This window comes from Paenibacillus sp. 7541, from assembly GCF_002276395.1.
In the GTDB taxonomy this organism is placed as follows: Bacteria; Bacillota; Bacilli; order Paenibacillales; family Paenibacillaceae; genus Paenibacillus_AQ; species Paenibacillus_AQ campinasensis.
The window spans coordinates 1-22,400 of record NZ_NQLZ01000023.1 but is presented as its reverse complement, the minus strand read 5'-3'; the positions used below and the strand labels follow the sequence as shown (position 1 = coordinate 22,400).

The following is a 22,400-nucleotide window of genomic DNA, read 5'->3' as shown; positions in this document are numbered from 1 at the left end:
CTTATTACAGCTTATCCTGCTTCAGAGGTCACGTTCTCTTTGACTTGTTCATGGGTGCTGCGAAGCATCAGTTCCTCTGCATAATGGCATGCTGCCAGATGCCCTGGGGCAATCTCCCGCAGCTTCGGCTGCTCCAGCGCACAGCGCTCGGTCCGGTAGCTGCAGCGCGGATGGAACGAACAGCCGGACGGGGGAGCGGCCGGATTGGGCACTTCCCCGTCAAGCAGAATCCGCTCGCGCTTGCCGTCTGGGTCCGGAATCGGCACCGCCGACAGCAGCGCCTCGGTATAAGGATGTCGGGGTCTTGTGAACAGCTCCGATTTCGGGGCCAGCTCCACAATCCGTCCGAGATACATCACCGCAACACGGTCGGACAGATGCTCTACAACCGACAGATCATGCGAGATGAACAGGTAGGTCATCTGAAGCTGCTCCTGCAGATCCTTGAGCAGATTCATAATCTGAGCCTGGATCGAGACGTCCAGCGCCGATACCGCTTCATCACACACGACCAGCTTCGGATTGGTCACGAGCGCCCGGGCGATGCCGATGCGCTGCCGTTGACCGCCGGAGAAGGCGTGCGGGTACCGCTGCAAGTAGGACGGATTCAGGCCGGTCTTCTCGGCGATGGAGGCGACCCGCTCCTCCAGCTCGCGGCGGCTCAGCTTGAAATTGGCCCGCAAGGGCTCGCTAATAATATCAAAGACGGTCATTCGCGGGTTAAGCGAAGAGTACGGGTCCTGAAAAATCAGCTGGATATCCTTGCGCACCCGTTTGAATTCCCGATGACCTGCAGACACAATATCGACAGGCGCGCCCTCCTCCGGATAATACATGCAGCGGCCCTCGCTCGCCTTCAGCCCGCGGACCAGACAGCGGCCAAGCGTTGTTTTGCCGCAGCCGGACTCTCCGACGAGGCTGATGACCTCCCCTCGTCTAATATCGAAGGATACGTCCGATACCGCCCGAATCCATTCGGATCTGCGCTGTCCCCGGTACTGTTTCGTCAGCCCTTCCACTTGAAGCATCCTATCATTCATGCGGATTGTCCCCTTTCTTCTCCGGTTCGCTGTACAGGAAACAACGGACCTTATGTCCAGGGCCGGCATCGCTCTCCGGCACATCCTGCCGGTTGCAGACCCCCTCGATGCGCTCGGAGCAGCGCTCATAGAAGCCGCACATCGGCGGGCGATTGAGCGGAAGCGGCACCGTGCCCTCAATCGAGGCGAGCCGGCCTCCGACGCCGCCGATGCGAGGAATGGAACGCATCAGCCCTTTCGTATACGGGTGCTTCGGATTGCGGAACAGCTCTCGCACCGGAGCGCGTTCCACAATCCGTCCCAAGTACATGACAGCCACTTCATCCGCCGTTTCCGCCACAACGCCAAGATCATGCGTAATGAACAGAATCGCCATGCCGAGCTCATGCTGAAGCTGCTTCATCAGCTCCAGCACCTGCGCCTGGATCGTCACATCCAGCGCCGTGGTTGGCTCGTCGGCAATCAGCAGCGCCGGCTGACAGGACAGCGCCATCGCAATCATCGCCCGCTGGCGCATCCCGCCCGAGAATTCATGCGGGTACTGATCAAGCCGCCGCTGGGCATTGCCGATGCCGACCCGCTCCATCATTTCCAGGGCAATGCTCCGCGCTTCCTTGCGGTTCTTCGTGCGATGCAGGAGAATATTCTCCATGATCTGCTCTCCAATCGTATGCAGCGGGGACAGCGCCGTCATCGGCTCCTGAAAGATCATTGAGATCAAGCCTCCGCGCACGTGGCGCATCTCCTTGCCGCCAGGCTTGAATTGGAGCAGGTTGAAGGAGCCGTTCTCGCTGCTGGCACGCAGCCTTCTATCCAGCTGTGCTTCTTGCCGTCCCGGCGTCAGCCAGATCTCTCCCGACACCTCGGCATGCTTCGGCTGCAATGCCATCAGCGCCCGCCCTGTCACGCTTTTGCCGCAGCCCGATTCCCCTACCAGCGCCAGCGTACGCCCGCGCTCGATCTCCAGATCAATGCCGCCGACAGCCTGAACCATGCCCTCCTCCGTAGGAAAGCCCACCCGGAGGTTTCTTACTTCCAGCGCCTTCCTTGCTCCAGGCAGGGGCGATGCTGCCCGCATTAGGCTGCCTGATTGTTGTGCTTCCGTTTGAACCATCTGCGCTTCTCCTTTCCCTTGACGGATGCCGGCCTATGACTGTGGCTGTGCGGGTCGGCCGCATCGCGCAGCCCATCCCCGAGGAAGTTGAACGCCAGCACTGTCATAATTACGAACAGCAGCGGAATCAGCTTCCACGGATACAGGGCCACATTTTCAATCTGCTGTGCCTCCTGCATCAGCACCCCCCAGCTCGTAGCCGGAGAACGAATGCCCAGGCCGAGAAAGCTCATTGCCGTCTCCCCGATAATCATGCCGGGAATGGCCAGCGTAGCCGCTACGACCAGATAGCTGATGAAGCCTGGAATCAGATGCACAAAAATGATTTTAATATCGCTGACACCCGCAATTTTCGCTGCGGCCACATAGTCCTCACCCCGGAGCGCGATGAATTTGCTTCGCACGACCCTCGCAAGCCCCGTCCATTCAATAAAGGCCATAATGATGGTGATATAGAAGAACATCTCCACCACCCCAACGCCGGGTGGAATCGCCGCAGCCAGCGCCATCCACAGCGGCAACGTCGGGAAAGAGCGCACGATGTCAATGAAACGCTGAATGACCGCATCCACGCGCCCACCCGCATAGCCCGATATGCCCCCGATCAACAGACCGAGTATAAAACTGATGCTGACGCCAACGAGCGGTACCGTCAGCGAGACCTGACTGCCGAGCACAACCCGGGAGAAGAGATCGCGGCCCATGCCGTCTGTACCGAACAGAAAGATTCTTCCCGGTTCTTCCACGCCGAACAGATGGATATCTGTCCGGAACAGGCCGAGGAAGGAATAGCTTTCCCCTCTGCTGAACAGCTTGATCTTGTACTTCTCGGCTGTATCCTCAACGAATCGCTTGCGAAGCGTCTCCGGATCACGCTCGGATTTCAGGCCGTACACAAAAGGCTGCCAATGAAATTTGCCTTGCTCATCCACAAACCGGACCTTGGTCGGCGGGCTGTTCATATACTCGCTGTTATAGCTCTCCAGTCCCTGCGGTGCGATAAATGCGCCGAACAGCGCCACGGTATAGAGCGCAGCCAGCACGATCAGACTGATGCGGGCCAGCTTGTGGCGTTTGAGCTCGCGCAGCATGAGCCTCCAGTGGGACGCGTTGCCCAGTTCTTCGCCCGGCTTTCCGTTCAAGCCGTCTTGTCCGGTCTTGCGGTGATGTCTGCCCTGCCAGCGTTGTATCAACTTCAACTGTGCCACCGTTATGCCTCCTTCCGATCCAGCCGGATTCGTGGGTCCAGCCAGGCCAGCAGTATATCTGACAACAGGGTGCCAATCAGGGTGAATATCGCCATCAACAGCAGCCAGCTTCCCGCCAGATACATATCCTGACTGAGCAGCGCCCGATGCATAATCGGCCCTTGGGTCGGCAGATTCAGCACAATAGCCGTAATCGTCGAGCCTGTAAAGATCGTTGTCAGCGACCACCCGATCGTGCTGATCACCGGATTCACCGCTGCACGCATCGAATATTTGAGCAGGATCTTCCACTCGGGAAGCCCCTTGGCACGCGCGGTCACGATATGCGGCTTGGACATCTCATCCAGCATCTGCCCCCGCATGACCCGAATCAGCTCGCATGTGTTGGACGTTCCGATCACGATGACCGGAATGATCATATGTTTCAGCAAATCCATCCATTTCGCGGCCGTCCACGGCGCATCGGCAAATTCGGGAGAGAACAGTCCAAGCATCGGATCGCCCCACCATTGAAAGGATAGGAACATCAGAATGATCGCAAACAAAAAGTTTGGCGTCGCCATGCCCAGGAATCCGACCCCGGTTGCGAAATAATCAAAAAAGGAATACTTCTTAACAGCACTTAGAATGCCGATCGGAATAGCAACCACGTACGTAAAAATCATCGTTGCCAAAGAAATAATAACGGTGATGCCCATGTACTGGCCGATAATCTCCGACACCGGACGGTTATAGCTCAGGGAGTATCCAAAGTCACCGCTGGTCAGAATCCCCCATATCCAGGAAAAATATTGCGTATACCACGGCCGATCCAGCCCATAGTTTTCACGGAGCTTCGCGAGCGCCTGCGCGTCCATCACTTCTCCGCTAGCCGACATTTTCGCTGCATAACCGCTGATAAAGTCTCCCGGAGGGAGCTGAATGATGAAGAAAACAATCATGGAAACTGCAAGTGACACAGGGATCATCACCAGCGTGCGCTTGGCAATATACCGAATCATAGGGGGCTATGCCGCTCCTTTCCTTACATCTCGTATTTCAAAAAAATCAGCCAGGGAGAAGAACATGCAGCCGCCTAAGCTGTAGCTCTCCCTGGCTTGTAGTTATTCGGTTAGACAAAACGAATTACTTCAGGAAGAACTGGGCCGGATGCGCATGGCCGATGCCGCGGAATTCATCCGAGAACACAAGCGAAGGCACGTTTCTCAGGTTGTTCTTAGCCACGACGAGCACCGGTGTAGGGCCGCTGTAGCCGATGACCCACTGGTTCTTCTGATGCAGCTTGACGATTTCGTCAGTCCATTCCTGAACTTCTTCTCTCGTCTTGGAGCCCTTGACCTTATCCCACAGTTCCAGAATCTTCGCAACATCGCCTTCAGGCTTAACCCCTTCCTTGCCTCCGGAAGACGTGAACAGTCCGTAATGACCGAACCAAGGCGTAATGACGCGAAGCGGAACCAGCTCGTCCGGACGGTAAGCCAGGCTGACAATGTTGACCGACTTGACGGATACCGGAATTTTATTGGCATATTTCAGATCAAAATAACTTCCCTGATCCACAATTTTGACATCTGTGCGAATCCCAATCGCCTGATAGTACTTGCGCAGCAGTTCGATAAACCGCGGATCATCTGCCGTATCTTCCTGATAGATGGTTAACGTCAGGTTCGATCCGTCCGCGAATGTGCGGAATTTGCGCTCCGCATCCCATTTCAATCCGATGTCATCCAGCAGCTGCTCTGCACGCGCCGTGTCGTATTCCGCCCACTGCTGCGCCCATCCTGCCTGCTCGTTCGGCAGCCCTTCCGGCACCGAAGCCTGGATCGGCTCACCGAGACCGTTAGTGATCATCTCCGAAATTTCCCTGCGGTCCACCGCTACCGACAGCGCCTCACGGAAACGGATGTCCTGGAACAGCTCGCGCAGTTTCGGATCTTCTGTCGTCTGATTCAATTGCACGCCCGTGCTGGACCAGCTTGGGGTGGTCCATTGAATGACCCGATAGTCGCCTTTTTGCTCATTTTCTTTAAGCACCGTGAAATCCGTAAAGCCAAATGTTGTAATCTCTATCTTGCCGGCCATCGTCTCAAGCAGCTTATGGCTCGGATCTTGCATTTTCGTCAGGACAATGCGATCCATATACGGCAGTTGATTGCCTGCGGCATCCACTTTGAAGAAATACGGGTTGCGCTCCATAATAAACCGGTCGCTGTTCATATCGTTTTTGGCTACCCATGCGCGAAGGGTTGGACGCTGCGGGTAGAGCCAGTAGTAGTAGCCTGTCCACATGCCCAGGGTGTTCAGGTCCTCAAACCCGTATTCCTTGGCCACTTCCAGCGCCTTCTGCTCCCCGATGAACTCAGGAAGAACGGTTTTGTAATAATGCGCCGGAGCAAAGAACCATTTGTTATCAATTGCCAGGCGCTCCAGGAACATGACATTCGGATGCTTGAACGTCACTTTGACCGTGTAATCGTCCACTTTAGTTACGTCAGCGCGCGCTTTCTCGCCCGTCACCGGATCCACCGAATAGTAGCAGTCATACAGCGCTTTACTGAACGTCTCAGGAATCAGCATATGCTCCCAGTAGAACACGACATCATCGGCCGTAAACGGCACGCCGTCGGACCATCTCATGCCTTCGCGAAGATAGATCGTGAACTCGGTTGAATCCGCATTGACATCATAGCCTTTCGCTACGTTCGGCTCCACGCCGCTGCCGTCCTCCGTAAAGCGGAACATCGCTTCCTCGGTGGCCATGCCGATTCCCCACTTGTCATCCGGCCCGTTCCATGGGAAGTTCCACTCTCCGCCGTACTTTCCGATTTCCTCGTATACCGGCTCGATCATAATGTCCTCTTTAACCGGCATCCGTGCCTCAACCGGCTCCAAAGTACCGGCCTGGACCAGCTCGGCCAGCATTGGAGCTTCCTGGAAGCTTGTCAGCTCCGCCGCGCTCTTAATGTCCGGAATTTGAGCTGTGGCAGCTTCCGCCGTAGCGGTTGTATTATCAGTCTGCTGGCTTTCCACCGTGCTGTTGTTGCCTGCCGTTCCGCTGTCTCCGCCCATACAGGCAGTCAATGTGGAAAGCATCAGCAGTACAACCAAACCGATTAAGCTTAACTTTTGACGCAATTGAATCTCCCTCCCAATATGCATTGATTGAACTTATCTATTTTCACGTCGAGCTGCTCCACCAGGGCAGGGTAAGTCAGACGGGAAAACCTTGCTTAATCGGGCCGCAGGACGCCCGGAGCACGAGCCTGCTCTGAATGGTTACCTGCTTCACCAGCTTGTTCTTGGCCACCAGCTGCTCAATCAGCAGCTTGGCTGCCTCCTGCCCCAAAATCTCGCCATTGAGCTCCACGCTCGTTAATGGGGGATGGAATTCGCCAGGATATACGGTATCGTTGTTAAACGCAATCACCGACAGGTCATCCGGTATGCTTAGGCCCAGTTCCATCGCCGCCCGGTATACGCCAAGGGCAATCTGGTCTGTGTCCGCAATCACCGCCGTAATATCCGGGAACTTCTCCATCCATTTCATCACCGTGCGGTATCCGAATTCTGCCGAGCTTACAGCATCATCGCGATACACGATCAGTTCCTCGTCCGGCGACAAGCCGCGCTTGCTGTATGACAGCATGAATCCGGCTTTGCGGTCCTGGCTCACGGTATGCTTCTTCACGGCATTAATCATCAGGATGTTCCGATGCCCCAGCTCCAGCAGATAGGATGTTGCCGTTTCCGCTGCCTGAACATTGTCGTTGTTCACATAAGGAAGCGCGGCTTCGTATTTACGCGGCGGTTTCCCGATGATCGTCATCAGCCGTCCGGACTTCACCCGCTCCTCCACACGCTCGTCCACCGTAAGCGGGTCCAGAATGATCTCCCCGTCTACCGGCTCCGAAGTCATCTGCGTCACCTTGTTGCGGAACGAGCTGGGGAGTGTATCGATCAACAGTCTGTAGCCCTGCGAGCTGCATTCCCGGAGCACGCCGTTGATGAACGACAAGTTGTACTGGTTAAACTTGACCTTTCGGCTGTCCATGACCAGCCCGATAATTCGCGTTTCCTTCGTCACCATGCTTCTCGCAAAGTAATTGGGCCTGTAATTCAGCCGATTGGCCGATTCAAGCACCCGCTGTCTCACCGCCTCACTGATCGAACGTTTCCCGCTAAACACATTGGATACGGTGCTCTTCGATACACCGGCATCTTTTGCTACGTCACCCATGTTTGCCATAACATTATTTTCCTCCACTTCGCATTCCATATTAAACTGGTTTTGTAAATCCCGTGTTTTCAGAATGTTTATCTAGTTCAATTCACCGTAAAATTTGCAGCATAACTATTGCTTCAGTTTGTAAACTAGTTTCATTGAGAAAAGCACGGTCTCAGGTGGAATCGTTGCTGCAACAAAGGTTTATCCAGATGCTTCCATGACGAAAACAAACGTAAACGCCGTGCTTCCCGCAAACGACAAAAACCGCCAGGGAATATCCCTGACGGCGGGGTTGGTATGATCACCGGTACCGGTTCACGCTTCATTTAAGCCGATGCTTAATACGGATCAGCTTCCTTGCCTTTCTCATGCGACAGATCGACACCCTGCTGCGGGTCGATCTGGCCGCTTTCGATATCGCCCACGTTCTCCAGGCCTTCCTTTACACGGCGTCCGTATTCCGGATCGGCCTGGGTAAAGTAGGAAATCATCCGCTCGCGAATATCCTGCTTGCACTGGCTGAGCGCATCCACCAGGTTCGCAATCAGCTCATCCTGCTCCCATGGCTCGAAGGAGCGATACGTCTCACCCGCCTGACCGAAGTTGTTCTGACGGTCAATCGGCTCACGCACAAGTCTGGCGTTATATTCCGGCTCATGGTCTTTGCCTGGCTTAGGCGCCTCCTGAAGCCCGCCCATAGAAGACGGCTCATAGTTGACATGCGGGTTCTGGCCTGGCGCGCGATCGACCTTATACTGCATCTGTCCACCGCTTTGGTTCGTGGCCACATGCGTCTTCGGCGCATTGATCGGCAGCTGCAAATAGTTGGCGCCTACCCGGTAACGCTGTGTATCCGAGTAGGAGAATGTGCGGCCCTGCAGCATTTTGTCATCCGAGAAGTCCAGACCGTCCACCAATACGCCCGTACCGAACGCAGACTGTTCCACCTCCGTGAAGTAGTCCTCGGGGTTGCGGTTGAGCGTCATCTTGCCGACTGGCAGGAACGGAAACTTGTCCGTTGGCCACAGCTTCGTGTCATCCAGCGGGTCAAAATCCAGCTCCGGATGCTCTCCGTCCTCCATAATCTGAACGCACAGCTCCCATTCCGGATAGTCGCCGCGCTCAATCGCTTCATAAAGATCAAGCGTAGCATGATTGAAGCTCTTCGCCTGAATCTCATTCGCCTCGGCCTGAGTCAGGTTTTTGATGCCCTGCTTGAGCGGCTCCCAGTGGTATTTCACCAGCACGGCCTTACCTTCCGCATTGACCCATTTGTAAGTGTTGACGCCGGAACCCTGCATCTGCCGATAGTTGGCCGGAATCCCCCATGGCGAGAACAGGAAGGTAATCATATGGGTCGCTTCCGGGCTCATTGAAACAAAATCGAAGAAGCGCTGCATATCCTGAACATTCGTAATCGGGTCCGGTTTAAAGGCATGCACCATATCCGGAAATTTGAGCGGATCACGGATAAAGAAAATCTTCAGGTTGTTGCCAACCAGATCCCAGTTTCCGTCCTCCGTATAAAATTTGGTAGCAAATCCGCGAGGATCACGCAGTGTTTCCGGGGAATGCCCCCCATGAATTACGGTCGAAAAACGCACAAAAACAGGCGTTTCCTTGCCCGCCTCCTGGAACAGCTTTGCACGTGTGTATTTGGAGACCGGTTCGTCCCCTACCTTACCATAGGCGGTAAACACGCCATGAGCACCCGCGCCCCGCGCATGGACCACCCGCTCTGGAATACGCTCGCGATCAAAGTGCGACATCTTCTCCAGAAAGTGATAGTTCTCCAGCGTGCTTGGGCCCCGATTGCCAACGGTCCGGATATTTTGATTATCCCGTACCGGATGGCCCTGTCTCGTGGTTAATGTCAGATTGTCCTCATCCTGCTTTGGTTTGTTACCATCCACGTGAAAATGCTCCTCTCATTTGGGATTCGATTGTTAGATTATGTTTATTAGCATCTATACTACAAGTAGTACACTAATTGTCCGAAATTTAAACCTTCCCATGACAATCGTTGATGGCAGCCCATAAACACGAAGGACAGGGAGGCTTGGATCAACCACCAGCAGCTAAAAAAGCCCCGACCCTTTCTGCCTAAGCAGGAGTGATCGGGGGCTATCTCGAGGCGGAAGAGAACGCCCTTCCGAACCGGTATACTTCTGACTTGGATTATCACCTCCTGTCATATCTAAAAAGCGGCCTTCCCCCGGGCTCGGGGAAAGGCCGCTAGATCCGTCATATACTGATGATGATAGGATATGGTGCCGTTCATAATTCACATAATGATTCACTTAGCTATTCACTTTCACCTTGCCTGGATCTTGCGCGTCCGGGACACCAGGCGTGCTTTCACCGGACGTCTTCTCGTCCGACAGCTCGCCGTCCCACAGCAGCCGCATCTCCTCGCTTGAGGCAAGGAGCTCATTCAGGCTGCCTTCCGCTTCGATCCGGCCGTCCTTCAGGACGATGATATGATCCGCCTTGGACAATGCCGCCCGGCGGTGGGATACGGCAATACAGGTGACGTCCTGCTCCCGAAACAGCCCTTCCCACACCTGCTGCTCTGTCTCCACATCCAGCGCGCTGGACAGATCATCGAAAATGTACAAGTCTGCGCCTGTCATCAGCATCCGCGCTGTCGCCGACCGCTGGATCTGTCCGCCTGACAGCATAACGCCCCTCGGCCCGACAAACGTCTCAAGCCCCCGGTCCAGATCGCGAATATCCTTATCCATGACGGACAGGCGGATCGAGCGTGCAAGCTCCGCTTCTGCATCGCCCTGTTTCCCTTGCACAATGTTCTCTCTGAGCGTATCGCTGAATAGACGCGGAACCTGCGGAGTATAAGCCGCTCTCGGCGGCATCAGGAACCTCGCCGGATCCACCTCATGTCCGTTCCAGCGAATGGAGCCCTCCTGCTTCGGCAGCAAGCCGAGTAAGGTCCGCACGAGCGTCGACTTGCCTGAGCCGATGCGCCCGGTTACTACGAGGAACTTGCCCCGCTCCAGCTGGAAGCTGATATCGGTAATCCCGTTATCCGATCCCGGGTAGCGGTAGGACAGTCCGCTGACCTCCAGACTTTGCAGTCGGTCCTGTGGCTCCCTGACGGAAACCGCAGGCTGCGGCGGCTCCTTGGACAGATAGGTCTCCCTGAATTCCATGATCATGTCCTCTTCGCCAGGCCGGAACAGCTTCCGCATCCGGTCAAACGACACCTTGAGCCGCTTGTGCTGAAACACCATGTAACCGAACAGCGAGATACTGAACCCGATGTTGGCCAGATAGGTCGTGAACAGTGCGAAATCCCCGACACTAAACCGCCCGGCCTGCATTTCGGATGCGCACATCAGCAGGATAAGTCCCGTAGAGATGGCAATCACATGCTGATTGAGCGACCTCATCCACTGCTTGAACAGATTGTCCTTGAGGGCCGCCTGCCGCCGGTCTTCGTTCAGCTTGGCAAAACGGTCATGTACCCGATCCTCCGCCTGACCCAGCTTCAGCGCCTGTACCGCACCGAATGTTTCCGCGATGAAGCTGGTGATCCGCCCCGTCGCTTCCCGGTTCATCTGCCCATAACGCCGCGCCCGGTTGCCGGACAGATTGTTCAGCATTGTAACAATGACGAGTGGCAGAACGGACACGAGCATAATCTGCCAGTTAATATTAGCCATAATGATCACGGACACGACCGCAAACACGAACCGCCCCCAGAAATCCACCCATGATTCCACATACTCTACCACTTCCTCGACATCATCGCGGAACCGACTCATCGCTTCCCCCGGCGAAGCCGGCAGGTTGCGTCCCGGCCAGCGCATAATGCCGGCCAGCATATTCGTTCTCAGAATGGCCTGGATATGATAGATATAGGTCACCCATTTATAGAACGCCGCAAAAAACGCACCGACCCGTACTAGCCTCACAGCAGCGATCATAATCAGCGGCACAGCCAGCCACATGTATGGCGTCGTATCTGTGCTCGCCGCGACTCGGTCGAAAAACCACTGCATCCCGAGGCCGATCGCCAGCGGCAGGGAATGGAATATGCACCACAGCACGCCGTTGATCAGAAACAACAGCGGCCGAAACCGAAATAAACGGCCGATAAAACCGGCAACCGTCATGCAAGCTCCTCCTCTCTTCCACTGGCCAGCAATCTGGCATAATGTGAATCCGGGTTATTCGCAAGCGCCTTGCGGTCACCGAATTCGAGAATTCGCCCATCGCCAAGCACCATAATTTTGTCCACTTGCTCCAGTGTCGCAAGACGGTGGGCAATCACGATCCCTGTGCACTGGCTCAGCAATCGCTCCACCGCTTCCTGAAGCACGCTTTCCGTAGCTGCATCCAGCCGGGATGACGGCTCATCCAGAATGACCAGACTCGGCTGGGTCAGAAAGACCCGGGTCAAGGCGAACAGCTGCGCTTCCCCGGCAGACAGCGAGGCGCCGCCCGCCGCCAGATGAGTATCCAAGCCCTCGGGCTGTTCGTCAATCCAGTGACGCAGGCCAAGCTGCTCTGTCGTTTCCAATATATACGCATCCGGAATGTCGCTGTTAAACAGCGTCAGATTGTCGCGCAGTGTCCCATCAAACAGCTGCACGTCCTGCGTCACCATCCCCACCCGTTTATACAGGGCAGGAAGTTTCAGCTTCGTGATATCCGTTCCGCCGACCCGAATGACTCCGCGATCGATGTTATACAGACGAAGCAGCACCCGGCTGAGGCTTGACTTGCCGCTGCCTGTGCGCCCGATAATGCCCAGGCGCTCACCCGGCTTCACAGCGAACGTAACGTCCTGCAGAACCGGTTTATCCTCGTTATAACGGAAGTGAACTCCTTCAAACTCCAGGCCAAGTGGACCCTCCGGCAGCTCATCCAGCTCCCCGTCCACAATCTCGCTCCGATTCGCCAGCAGCTCTCTGGAACGAAGCATGCCCGACTTCGCCTTCTGGAACTCCTGAACCTGATCGCCAAGCATCTCAATCGGATCATTCAGCATCTGGGTGTATTGGTAGATCAGAAACAAGGTGCCCAGCGTGAGTTCTCCAATAATGTAGTTGTGCACCCCGAGCAGTAGCACGGCCGTCACCGACAGCGCAAACAGCACGACGGTTGTATTCCACGGCACCACACGCAGCATCCACGCTTTGCGCCCTCGCAGAAATACCGTACGCATCAGGCGATGAAATCGATTCATCACATACGGCACATGGCCGTTGGCCTGAACATCCTCAATTCCGGCAATGCGCTCCTCGATCAGCCCGAAGAGTGAAGCGCTCGCCTCGCGCTCCGACTTCGAGGACTGCACTCCCAGATTGCGGATAAACATCATGAACAGCACCGCCGCAAGTGTGAATACCGTCATCACCAGGGCGATCGGCACATTAACGGTAAACATGAAGCCTAGGATGCCTGCAAGCAGCACAAAGCTTCCGATGACCTGAACAATAAACATCGCAAAAAAGTTCGAAATATTCGTAACATCTCCGTCAACCCGTTCAATCATTTCCCCTGGCGTTTTCACGTTGTGAAACCGCATATCCAGCTTCAGGCAGTGCCTGAGCAAATCACCGCGAAGCCGGTTCGTTGCCCGCCACGATACGTCGTTGCCGAGATAGCTGACCGCTACCGTGATCAGCTGGTTCACCACCGCCACTATCAAGAACAGGCCCGCAAGACGAAGCAGGATGGGCATCCCATCCCCGCCGACAGCCGAATCGATAAAGCGTTGAATAATCTGCGGATGAATCAGCTGAAGTCCGGTGGAGGACAGCAGCAGAATGAGCAGGATCGTCAGCCTGCCCTTAACCGGCTTTAAATACCGAAGCAGCCATGACATCGACAGCTTCTCTTGTTTGGGCATATCGCCCACCCCCATATGTATGCAAAATAGTGCCGGCTCTCCTTGTTGTCATAAAGCCGAAATTATGATCAGTCTACACGATAGCCGGTAACATTGAATAGGTAAAAAATAATTATGAACATTTTCTCCGATCGATGCTCCAGCTAAAGCGAGACTGTTGAAGCCTTTACCGAGCGGAGGGCATACCGCCCCCCAGTGGTTTCCATTCATTATAGCACATACGTTCGGTTTTGTAGAAGTGATCTTGCTATGTGACTTTGCCGTGTTCATTTGATAGAATGAGACTCAAATCATATTCCCAGGAGACTAAAGATGAACCTTTCAAGTTTCTTTCCTTATCGCAACGATGCTCGTAAAGTGCTTATTCCTTATTTGCAGCTGCTCAGCGAGGACCAATGGTATGCGGTGCATCGCGACCATCCGAACTCCATTGCATGGATCATCGAACATATCGCTCGCAGCGAGGACGATTGGATTCATGTCATTGGGCTGCAAGGGGAGTTAACGCTACCCGGAAAACTGGACACCCCCGAGCAGCTGCTTCAAGCCTATATCGATATCCGGCATCGAACCGATCGTGTGCTTGACTCACTCAAGTTCAGCGAATCCGATCCCGTCCTCCCCCTGCCGACTTACTCAGATGGATGGCAGCCGCCATCCCCGCCAACGATGCGCTGGATCTTCCATCATATCTATGACCATGAGACGTATCACATCGGTCAAATCGGCCTCATCGCCCGGTTAAATGGCTTTGGCGGTCCACTGTTCTAGCTGTATAGCAGTGCTGTAAGTCGTAAACATTTCTTCAGGCTGGGTGAGGACGAAGCGGTCTTTTTTCCGCCACCTTCTATTTGAATCTACGTATGGATATGAATAGAATAATGTCAATCTTCTACGAACCTGCTGCATCCAATTCAAAGCAAGGGGATGAGATGATGAAGTGGAACTGGAGAAAGTTTAACAGAGCGTGGGTGGAACGATGGGGCGATTACACCACCATCATTTTAGAAGCGGTAACCTATATACCGCGGTGGATTATGAAGCTGCTGAAATGAGGCATCAGCAAAAAAAGTGATCGCGCTAAAGCTCTGTAGCTGTAGCGGTCACTTTTTTTACTGTCATGCTCAGAGTAATGTCGCACCCTGCTATATCCCTGTGGTTACTCCCAGTAGCGTTTCATAATTTCGGTAGCCCAGTCCGGCTGTCTAATGTCGCCCTTCGGAAGAAACTCCTTCATCACAGGCTTGATGTCCACAACCGGGGTGCCGTCAATCGCGTCAAGCCCCTTCACGAACACCGAGCGCCCTTCTCTTCTGACCACTTCCACCATCGTTGCCCCCAGCTTGTTAGGACGGTTCTTGCCACGTTGTGCGAAGATGCCCACCTTGGGGAAACTTTCGTTATTCCTCGGATGTCTGGCCGTGTATTGAATGCTTTCGTCTTTCACAAGATGAAACCTATAGAAAATTTCCAAATGGCTAAAGCTTTCAATGCCATCCAGACAGCTTTCCTCCCAATGATCATCAAGTTTGATCTCGGAAATGATATTTCCCCAGTGATCATCCTCTACCGCTTTTCTTTCATTGTAGACCGTTCCAATCGGCTGCATTTCAAACATCACGCGTCCTCCTTCAGTCACTTAGCATTTACTATCATGATACATGGAAAAAGAATCGGGGATCCGACTCTTCCAGATTATAACATGAATTGAGGTTCTATTTGGGGGTGGATACGATTGGTAAATATAATCACATACAATGTGACCATTTAGGCAGAATTGAGCCGAATCATATTCAAAAGTTCCCCAATACATGTAATCGACCGCAGATTTTACTCCGCATATTTAAACGTACACGCTGCGTGATGATACCGTAGTCTCCCATCCCATGCTATTTTCCGTAGAATTCACATTTCTGATATTACAGTGGGAGTTGTATAAAGATGCCGTTAAGAAATCCTATAAACTTGGCAGAGGATTCTCCGTCTCGCACAGTGAACAGTTTAGATAATGGCTATATTTTACTATACTTCCTCTGAGCATAAAACGAAAAAGAACCCTTCACGCGGGTCTGTCCCCATAATAAAAAACCTTCTACGTTATTCGTAGAAGGCTCCGTATTTTGACGCAAATTAGCACCGACGTTCGTCCGTTTTATGGCGGGGAGTGCGTAGCCCTACCGACAACCCTAACAGTACATTCAACGCTGACTTTGCGCGGTATTAACGTACAATGCTGGTGAAGGGAATTGAACCCCCGACCTACGCATTACGAGTGCGACACCGTAGGTTTCGGCAAGGTTTTTCAGGGTTCCCGTAGTTTTTAAATTATTGGTGTTTATGCGTCTAGGTACGTTTAAGGTTCTTGAAATATTTCGTGGACGTTAGAAGTTTTTTTAGAAGTTCTGTTAGAAGAGCAAAACCCGCCAGCAAGAGGCTGCAGGTTATTCCATGCATTAATACCTGGTCCAGTATTCTGTATTCTTCTGTTTCGGCCGCGACTTTTTTAGAACGTCAATTTTGATGATTTGGATCTCTTTAGTCGTGGACTTATCCGGCCAGATAATATAACCATGCTCCTCCAAATAGTTGAGCGACGCTCTTATCTCCTGCTGACTTCGTCCAGTCATAGTCTCTAACCGATCCCAGTTCGGCATGCGCGTTTGATGTAGTGGACTGGGATAATTGATCAGGATCCGGAGCAGCTTCCGTTCCCGGTCAGGAAGCATAGCGACTTCCTCCCGCCGGCTGCACGGCCAAGATATTCTCCGCCAGGAACAATCTCGGTCCCCCACTCTGCAAGCATCTTCGCACGTATCCGCCCATCTTTAACAGCAAGCACCTCAATCTTACGATGAGTTATTCTCCCTTTGCGATCCATGTAAATGATTTCCACAACATTCCCAACGTATTTATTCATCGCTGTTCGCCTCCGAAACAAGAATGTTTGTTTGTATTGTATACGAACATTAATTCGTTAATCAATGTAAAGAGAAGGAAATAACCTTGCATCGATTAGAGAACCCTCAAATGAGCCTATCGAATGATAAAGAAAATATATTATATCAAAGACCCTACCATGAAGACTCGGTAGGGTCCTTAGACTTCCACATATCGCCAAAAGGAGACTTTTGTAGTAGAATGATTTCGACTAAACTTTACAGCAAATCCCTCAACCGATGAGGAACGAATGGAGAATGAAATGGAACAGGAAATTCGCTCATTGATTGAAGAATTTAATTTACCAGTTGTTCAAATTCCAGAAAACAGAAGATACTGGTTCTTAAGAACAGAAGGTGGTCAATACTATAGCGATTTTTTTCATAATAACTTCATAGCTATAGGTTACAATGAAATTGATAATGTACAGGAATTACTATCTTTAGAGAGAAAAAAAGCCTATGAATTCATCTTAAATTTGTATGATGTAACAAAACCAGGAAAAATATACAATCAAATTGAGAGATTCTATAACCAGATGTCTATCAACGATGTGGTAATGATTCCTGGAATAAGTTCAAACACAATCGCCTTCGGTATAATTAAATCAGAAGTTTATACTAAAAAAGAGGAAGAAAACGATACCTGCTTATTTCAAAAACGCCGAAAAGTGGATTGGGTAAAAGAAGTTAGCAGAAACCAAATGGACCCAAGACTGTATCCAATGGTAAGACCTCACAACACAATTAGTAACGCTGACCAATATGGTTCATTTATCGACAGAACAATTCATGATTTTTATATTAAAGGTGATAATACTCACTACATAATTGATGTAAAAACAGAAGATAATTTATCACTAGAAGAGTTTAGGGATTTGATTGACGGAATTAATAAGTCAATCGACATTGTAAATGAAATGGGTATTTCAGATGTTAAATACACATATGATGATATTAAGTTAAAAATAAATGTTCAATCACCAGGAACTATAGAATTGTTAACTAATCATTGGCTTCTTATGCTTATTGCGGGTGGACTTATCGGTGTAATTTTTGGTGTTGATTTTTCAATTCTTGGACAAAAAATAAAAACAGATGGTGTTAAGGGATACTTTGATAAAATTAGCCAACAACGTCATGAATTAAAGATGAAAAAATTAGATCAACAACACGAATTAGAAAAACTTAGATTGGAGCATGATCTTTCTTACTTGAAGGATAAATTAGCATTACAGTTTCCGAATGAAAAACCCCCTTCAAATGAAGAGATGATTAACGATTTTTCTGATACGGAGAAGAAATCCGAATGAATTTGAAGATTATTAAGATAGTAACCACTATAAATATTGGAAGAGTGACAGGTACTCCATCAGTTATAATTGCACTTTTAATCACTGGTATCTGTCCGACTGTTAGTTGAAGTAACAAGTGTATAGAACCATATAAAAACATGTAGGTGCCAAGTTTAGATATGAAATGGAGGAGATTATTTTTTCTTCTCACTTCATTTTTCCTCTTCACTTTTGACACCTCCTTATTCAATACTCATATTATGCATATTATTTTGGTAATATTCAACAGTAATTTAATGTGAATAAGATGAAGCCTCAAAAATAAGGGGCTGAAGTATACATCAGGCTTAGGTCTGTGCTTAATAAAGTTTTGCCGACATTTACCATCTCCTTGCCGTATGCCAAGCGCTATAATTCGGTAAAGAGGTGTTTTATGTTCATCGAACCATGCTACTTGCGACCGCCCCTTAGACCGTATTCCGATCCGCATTACATCTATGAGCCCAAAATTGACGGTCACCGCCTCCTGTTCTCTCAGGTGGGTGATCGGATCCGGTTATATACCCGGCATGAGACGGACTGTACACGGCAATACCCTGAGCTCCTGACGCCGTTTGAAGATGATATCCTTCTGGACGGTGAAGTGGCTTGTACCGATTCGGATACGGGGCTGGTGGACTTTGAGGAAGTTATGGCTCGGTTCCAGACCAAGAAGGATCAGCGCATCCGGCAGCTCATGGGCATATCGCCCGTGACATATGTCGTTTTTGATATCCTGCGATACAAAGGGCAGGATCTTCGGAAATTGCCTCTGATGCACCGTAAAGAGATCCTTGCCGGCATAAAAATGCCGAACCACCATTTTGGTATTATTCCTTTTGTGGAAGGCGCAGGCGAGGCTTTGTTTGAACAGATGGTGTCTCGGAAACTTGAAGGAATGGTCGGCAAGCGAAAAAACAGTCTTTACGTGAGCCGGCGATCGTCAGACTGGCAAAAGGTAATCAACTGGTCATATACCGACGTGATGATCACAGGGTATCGTAAAGACGAATTTGGATTGCTTACAGCTGTCCTTGATGAGTCTGGTCGGCTCCGGCCAGCTGGAATTGTGGAGTATGTAACACAAATGACCAAAAGTGAGTTTTATTTGAAGAGTCGGGAGTTTGTAACAGGCGAGGATAAAAGTTTGTCTTCTTGGATCCGAAGTTGTATGGGCGGGTGAAGTTCCGGAATTGGACAAAGTCCGGTAGACTCCGGACGCCAGTACTTACAGGGTTTATCGGCTAGTATTTAGTACAATTATCAATGTGCAGCGGTTCGCTAAACAATAAAAAGCTCCTTTATATAACCAAGGAGCTTTTTTTCATCATTCTAGGAGGGAACAGATCTTAGAGTAGCCCATCTCGCCTTTAGCTCAGATAAATCTACTTTCAAATTATCATCAGTTCCAATTCTCATTAGTTTTATAGCGAAACGCTGGGCCATGAGCTCCGCATATGGGGCTCGTAAACGAGGGATTTCCGTCCCTTTAGATATTTTCCAATTATTCAGGACACCAAGAGGAATTGTAAAAACATGTCTAAAATCAACTATCTTATAGTCTATCAAGTTGTTACCGGACTCATGTTTATTAAGTAAATGTAAGTAGCCAATTTTATCGTTTACCAAATTCCCAAGATGCCCTTCCTTCTTAATTTGCTCAATCCCTACTATAGGGCAAAGTAGAATACTTAGTTCAGGCGAACCTTGTTGAATGTCACATGATTGAGTCATGACGATAACGTCCGTATACTCGAGTTTAAACTCAACTGATGCAGGGTCAGATAGGGTTCGATAATCAATATCTGGATTCGGAAAAAAAACAGGGCATTCATAAAGAATATCACCCTGTTGAAGCATGCTTCCTGGAGGAACAAAATCAAACCATCCGCTCATATCTATACCTCATCCTTAAAATCGAGAGTATTATTCTTACCGTAACTGGAGCGATGAATGATGGCATTAACAGTGACTGACTTAGACGTTGAAGGGATCAACTCAATAACATCATCATCTTCGTAAAAATCGTCTTCAGGAATAACCAATGCGTGGCTTTTAACTCCTGCATTACGTATCTGGACAGTAACGGTATTCTGGCGTTCATTTGTCATATTAAGAATCGCCTCCGAATCATCACTAAATTCTTTATTAGTGTAAACTGTCGTCCGTACATTATACGCAGTGTTAACAGCACTTACGACATTTATTTGCGAGGAATTCCCTTGGGCTTGTACAACAGGGGAAAAGAAGATAGCTGCTCCTAGGCCGATTTTCAACGCTCTAGGAAGAACATCTTTTCTTTCAGTAAAAATGTCAGCTCTTCTATTCCCAGAAAAGACCATTTCCTCTAAAGCTGGCATAAGATCACCCCTCCACTCTATAAACCCCAAAATAATCCTCGCCAATCTTTTGATTATCAGCGAAAATTTCTATTACATACTCGCCTTCATTTTCGATCAGCATGTTTTTGATGTTAGTAATTACAACCCCGGCTAATGGTATGTCACGTTCCGGCCCCATCTCATGAACCTCCCATGTCGTAGAAGTCAAATACTTTTCGCTTTTACTATTCTTAACAAAAAGAGCGATGTGGTATTTTTCCCCTCGATCAAAATGAGAAATAGCCGTAGCTATGCTGAAACTTAATTGGGTGGGCACAAAAGGAACAGTAAAATTCAAAACTGGTTGAACCAACATTAACCTTGGATCATTTTTTGTGGTCATCACAGTTGCATCCTCAATAACCATAACATACCTTAATTTCGGTAAATTTTTCGTCATAGTGACCTCTCTAGTTATAATGCGATTTCTCACTATAATTGATATCCTTATTATAACCGTATGTAGTTACTTTTCAACAAACTTTTATAATATATCTAAAATGGATAGAAAAAACAAGTATTTTTTTCGCCTTAAAATATCTTCTTCGGAAGCATTGCAGTTTCCTGCCGAACATTTGTTTGATTTAAATATATTTTAGATCAATCTAACCACCATGAAGAGGTTATTTCGGATGGTTTTCGGATGGTTTTCGGATGGTTTTCGGATGGTTTTCGGAAGAAAAAACGACCTTGCCAATCTAATCCAGCAGGGTCGTTTTTACAGATTTCTTCAGTAACTCAAATTACTTTTTGCTTTCCATCCGCATGATTACAACCGCCATTTCTTCACGAGTTATAGCCGCCCCCGGGCGGCTCCCGTCAAAATACCCTTGTTTGGTGGCAGCCTCCCATGCAGACGCTGCCCAAGGGCTGACAACGTTGATATCTCTTTCTTTGTCCATCGACTTTCCCTCCTTCTGTTTGAGTCCCAGATACTTAGCGATCCCAACGACATGGCCAGTGATCAATGCATCAATGACATCCTGTCGCTTCAGCTTGGCCGCGTCGGAAGCAACGTCAATGAACAGGTTCTCGGTCAAGACTGCAGGCATCTTTGACTCCCTTACCATGTGCAGGTTGGCTGCCTTTTGACCACGATCCCTAACGTTATACGGCTTGAGCGCCGCCATGATTTCAGTATGCAGTACATTTTGAAGAGAAAGAGATCGCGAGGCGGACGATGCGGACGTGTACCTGAAAGACTCGAAGCCCCCTTCCCCGCCGCCGGCATTGCAGTGGATGGATACCAGGAGATCCGCGCCGGCTTTGTTGGCCGCATAGGTCCGCTCCTTGAGCTCAAGGAATACATCCGTTGACCTGGAGAGCTGCACCTGTACGCCCTCGTATTCGGCCTCGAGTCGTTGTTTGACGCCCTGGGATATCCTCAAGGCGATATCTTTTTCCTTTAAGCCGTTCCCGACTGCTCCAGGATCTTTACCGCCGTGCCCGCCGTCAATCCATACTTTCTTCATGATCCTTCACCGCCTTCACTGGTTGTTTCACTGCCTGATGACCAAATACAGCAAAGGCCCCGGCGAGTATGCCCTGGATCAGCGCCTCAACCGACCACCCGAGCAGGCCGATTGTCAGCCAAACAGCGATGATCAGGACAATATACACAATGCTCCAATCCGGCACCCGTGGCGTCTGCTTGATGATGTATCCAAGCACCCAACATGCGGCGACTACAATAAGCAGTCGCGGATCAATCAGTTCAAAAATCATACTCCAGTCCATTTAAAATCATTATTTGAGACCGCCAGAAATAATAAAGGCGGCTGCGGCCAAAACAAAAGCCCCGACGAATGTACGCCAGAGCCACTTCTGAGCATCTTCGATTTTGTCGAGTCTTTTTTGTGCCGAGCTTGCAGATGATAATGCCTTCACCGCCGTTTCATTAACGTTTAAAGCTCTGTCCAATTTCTCATTCATACTGACGACTTCAGTTTCGACTCTTGTAATGCGCTGAAGCATTTCAGATTGCACTTTGTCCACCATCGTCCTTCCCCCTATCCAAATAAAACTGTGGACCACTCCACAGCAAACAACAGACAGTAAAATGAAATTATTCGGATACTGGATCCGTTTCTGGTTCGGACGCTTGCAAAGTAGCAAGAGCCTCGCCGATATTTTGATCAACTGCTTGTAAGATTTCGAGCTGCTTGTCCGGATGCGCTTGAAGCATGATGTTAATCACCGCTGTAATTTCTTCAACCGGAGTCGTCAGATCGATAAGCAGTTCCACTCTTGTCATACTTGCCATAGGGCACCCCCTTTCAAGGCG

Annotated in this window: 22 protein-coding genes; 4 read left to right on the top strand and 18 right to left on the bottom strand. The window is 50.4% G+C overall.

Translation table 11 applies throughout. From position 1 onward, the window contains the following. Window positions 1–11: 11 nt before the first annotated feature. From CHH75_RS14580 to CHH75_RS14540, 9 genes are all read right to left on the bottom strand, one after another. Window positions 12–1,040: an ABC transporter ATP-binding protein gene (locus CHH75_RS14580; protein WP_095265919.1), complete on the bottom strand. Its 1,029-nt coding sequence runs from the start codon at window positions 1,038–1,040 to the stop codon at window positions 12–14. Beyond that, window positions 1,033–2,154, bottom strand: a complete 1,122-nt coding sequence (locus CHH75_RS14575; protein WP_255223039.1) for an ABC transporter ATP-binding protein — start codon at window positions 2,152–2,154, stop codon at window positions 1,033–1,035. Before CHH75_RS14575 ends, CHH75_RS14580 begins: the two co-directional genes overlap by 8 nt. Beyond that, window positions 2,118–3,362 (bottom strand): ABC transporter permease, encoded by a 1,245-nt coding sequence (locus CHH75_RS14570; RefSeq protein WP_244908204.1) that lies wholly within the window; start codon window positions 3,360–3,362, stop codon window positions 2,118–2,120. Before CHH75_RS14570 ends, CHH75_RS14575 begins: the two co-directional genes overlap by 37 nt. A gap of 2 nt (window positions 3,363–3,364) precedes the next feature. After that, on the bottom strand, window positions 3,365–4,363 hold the full coding sequence (locus tag CHH75_RS14565; protein ID WP_095265918.1) for an ABC transporter permease: 999 nt from the start codon (window positions 4,361–4,363) through the stop codon (window positions 3,365–3,367). 124 nt (window positions 4,364–4,487) lie between these two features. Further along, window positions 4,488–6,497: an ABC transporter substrate-binding protein gene (locus tag CHH75_RS14560; protein ID WP_095398533.1), complete on the bottom strand. Its 2,010-nt coding sequence runs from the start codon at window positions 6,495–6,497 to the stop codon at window positions 4,488–4,490. A 76-nt stretch (window positions 6,498–6,573) separates the two neighbouring features. Continuing rightward, window positions 6,574–7,599 (bottom strand): LacI family DNA-binding transcriptional regulator, encoded by a 1,026-nt coding sequence (locus CHH75_RS14555; RefSeq protein ID WP_176475573.1) that lies wholly within the window; start codon window positions 7,597–7,599, stop codon window positions 6,574–6,576. Window positions 7,600–7,925: 326 nt separating this feature from the next. Continuing rightward, window positions 7,926–9,500 (bottom strand): catalase, encoded by a 1,575-nt coding sequence (locus tag CHH75_RS14550; protein WP_095265915.1) that lies wholly within the window; start codon window positions 9,498–9,500, stop codon window positions 7,926–7,928. A 387-nt stretch (window positions 9,501–9,887) separates the two neighbouring features. Then, complete coding sequence (locus tag CHH75_RS14545; protein ID WP_095398531.1) at window positions 9,888–11,723, bottom strand: ABC transporter ATP-binding protein; 1,836 nt, start codon at window positions 11,721–11,723, stop codon at window positions 9,888–9,890. Beyond that, the gene (locus tag CHH75_RS14540; RefSeq protein ID WP_095398590.1) at window positions 11,720–13,465 is read right to left on the bottom strand and encodes an ABC transporter ATP-binding protein; all 1,746 of its coding nucleotides are present in this window, start codon (window positions 13,463–13,465) and stop codon (window positions 11,720–11,722) included. Before CHH75_RS14540 ends, CHH75_RS14545 begins: the two co-directional genes overlap by 4 nt. Window positions 13,466–13,777: 312 nt before the next feature. Here CHH75_RS14540 and CHH75_RS14535 point away from each other — a divergent pair, with 312 nt between their 5' ends. Both CHH75_RS14535 and CHH75_RS25320 read left to right on the top strand, forming a co-directional pair. Further along, complete coding sequence (locus CHH75_RS14535; protein WP_095265913.1) at window positions 13,778–14,236, top strand: DinB family protein; 459 nt, start codon at window positions 13,778–13,780, stop codon at window positions 14,234–14,236. Between the two features lie 161 nt (window positions 14,237–14,397). Beyond that, window positions 14,398–14,520, top strand: a complete 123-nt coding sequence (locus tag CHH75_RS25320; protein WP_255223038.1) for a hypothetical protein — start codon at window positions 14,398–14,400, stop codon at window positions 14,518–14,520. A 104-nt stretch (window positions 14,521–14,624) separates the two neighbouring features. On the opposite strand, the gene CHH75_RS14530 is transcribed toward CHH75_RS25320, so the two are convergent. Together CHH75_RS14530 and CHH75_RS14520 are read right to left on the bottom strand one after the other, a co-directional pair. After that, window positions 14,625–15,083: an SAM-dependent methyltransferase gene (locus CHH75_RS14530; RefSeq protein WP_095265912.1), complete on the bottom strand. Its 459-nt coding sequence runs from the start codon at window positions 15,081–15,083 to the stop codon at window positions 14,625–14,627. Window positions 15,084–16,151: 1,068 nt separating this feature from the next. Beyond that, complete coding sequence (locus tag CHH75_RS14520) at window positions 16,152–16,382, bottom strand: hypothetical protein (RefSeq protein ID WP_255223037.1); 231 nt, start codon at window positions 16,380–16,382, stop codon at window positions 16,152–16,154. 270 nt (window positions 16,383–16,652) lie between these two features. Here CHH75_RS14520 and CHH75_RS14515 point away from each other — a divergent pair, with 270 nt between their 5' ends. After that, on the top strand, window positions 16,653–17,714 hold the full coding sequence (locus CHH75_RS14515; RefSeq protein WP_095398529.1) for a hypothetical protein: 1,062 nt from the start codon (window positions 16,653–16,655) through the stop codon (window positions 17,712–17,714). A 415-nt stretch (window positions 17,715–18,129) separates the two neighbouring features. Then, entirely contained in the window at window positions 18,130–18,918 is a 789-nt protein-coding gene (locus tag CHH75_RS14510; protein ID WP_369680149.1) for an ATP-dependent DNA ligase, read from the top strand. A 149-nt stretch (window positions 18,919–19,067) separates the two neighbouring features. On the opposite strand, the gene CHH75_RS14505 is transcribed toward CHH75_RS14510, so the two are convergent. The 7 genes from CHH75_RS14505 to CHH75_RS14475 all read right to left on the bottom strand — a co-directional run. After that, window positions 19,068–19,631, bottom strand: coding sequence for a hypothetical protein (locus CHH75_RS14505; protein WP_095398528.1), 564 nt, complete (start codon window positions 19,629–19,631; stop codon window positions 19,068–19,070). Between the two features lie 2 nt (window positions 19,632–19,633). Then, complete coding sequence (locus tag CHH75_RS14500; protein WP_095398527.1) at window positions 19,634–20,095, bottom strand: hypothetical protein; 462 nt, start codon at window positions 20,093–20,095, stop codon at window positions 19,634–19,636. 4 nt (window positions 20,096–20,099) lie between these two features. After that, window positions 20,100–20,459, bottom strand: coding sequence for a hypothetical protein (locus CHH75_RS14495; protein WP_141235849.1), 360 nt, complete (start codon window positions 20,457–20,459; stop codon window positions 20,100–20,102). 400 nt (window positions 20,460–20,859) lie between these two features. Then, window positions 20,860–21,588 carry an N-acetylmuramoyl-L-alanine amidase family protein gene (locus tag CHH75_RS14490; protein ID WP_095398525.1) on the bottom strand — a complete coding sequence of 243 codons (729 nt, stop codon included), beginning with the start codon at window positions 21,586–21,588 and terminating at the stop codon, window positions 20,860–20,862. Beyond that, the gene (locus CHH75_RS14485) at window positions 21,569–21,853 is read right to left on the bottom strand and encodes a phage holin family protein (RefSeq protein WP_095398524.1); all 285 of its coding nucleotides are present in this window, start codon (window positions 21,851–21,853) and stop codon (window positions 21,569–21,571) included. The genes CHH75_RS14490 and CHH75_RS14485 overlap by 20 nt, the downstream gene beginning before the upstream one ends. A gap of 9 nt (window positions 21,854–21,862) precedes the next feature. Further along, a complete protein-coding gene (locus CHH75_RS14480; protein ID WP_255223036.1) occupies window positions 21,863–22,114 on the bottom strand; it encodes a hemolysin XhlA family protein in 252 nt (83 codons plus the stop codon). A 67-nt stretch (window positions 22,115–22,181) separates the two neighbouring features. Continuing rightward, on the bottom strand, window positions 22,182–22,400 hold a 219-nt coding region (locus tag CHH75_RS14475), incomplete at its 5' end, for a hypothetical protein (RefSeq protein WP_217989078.1).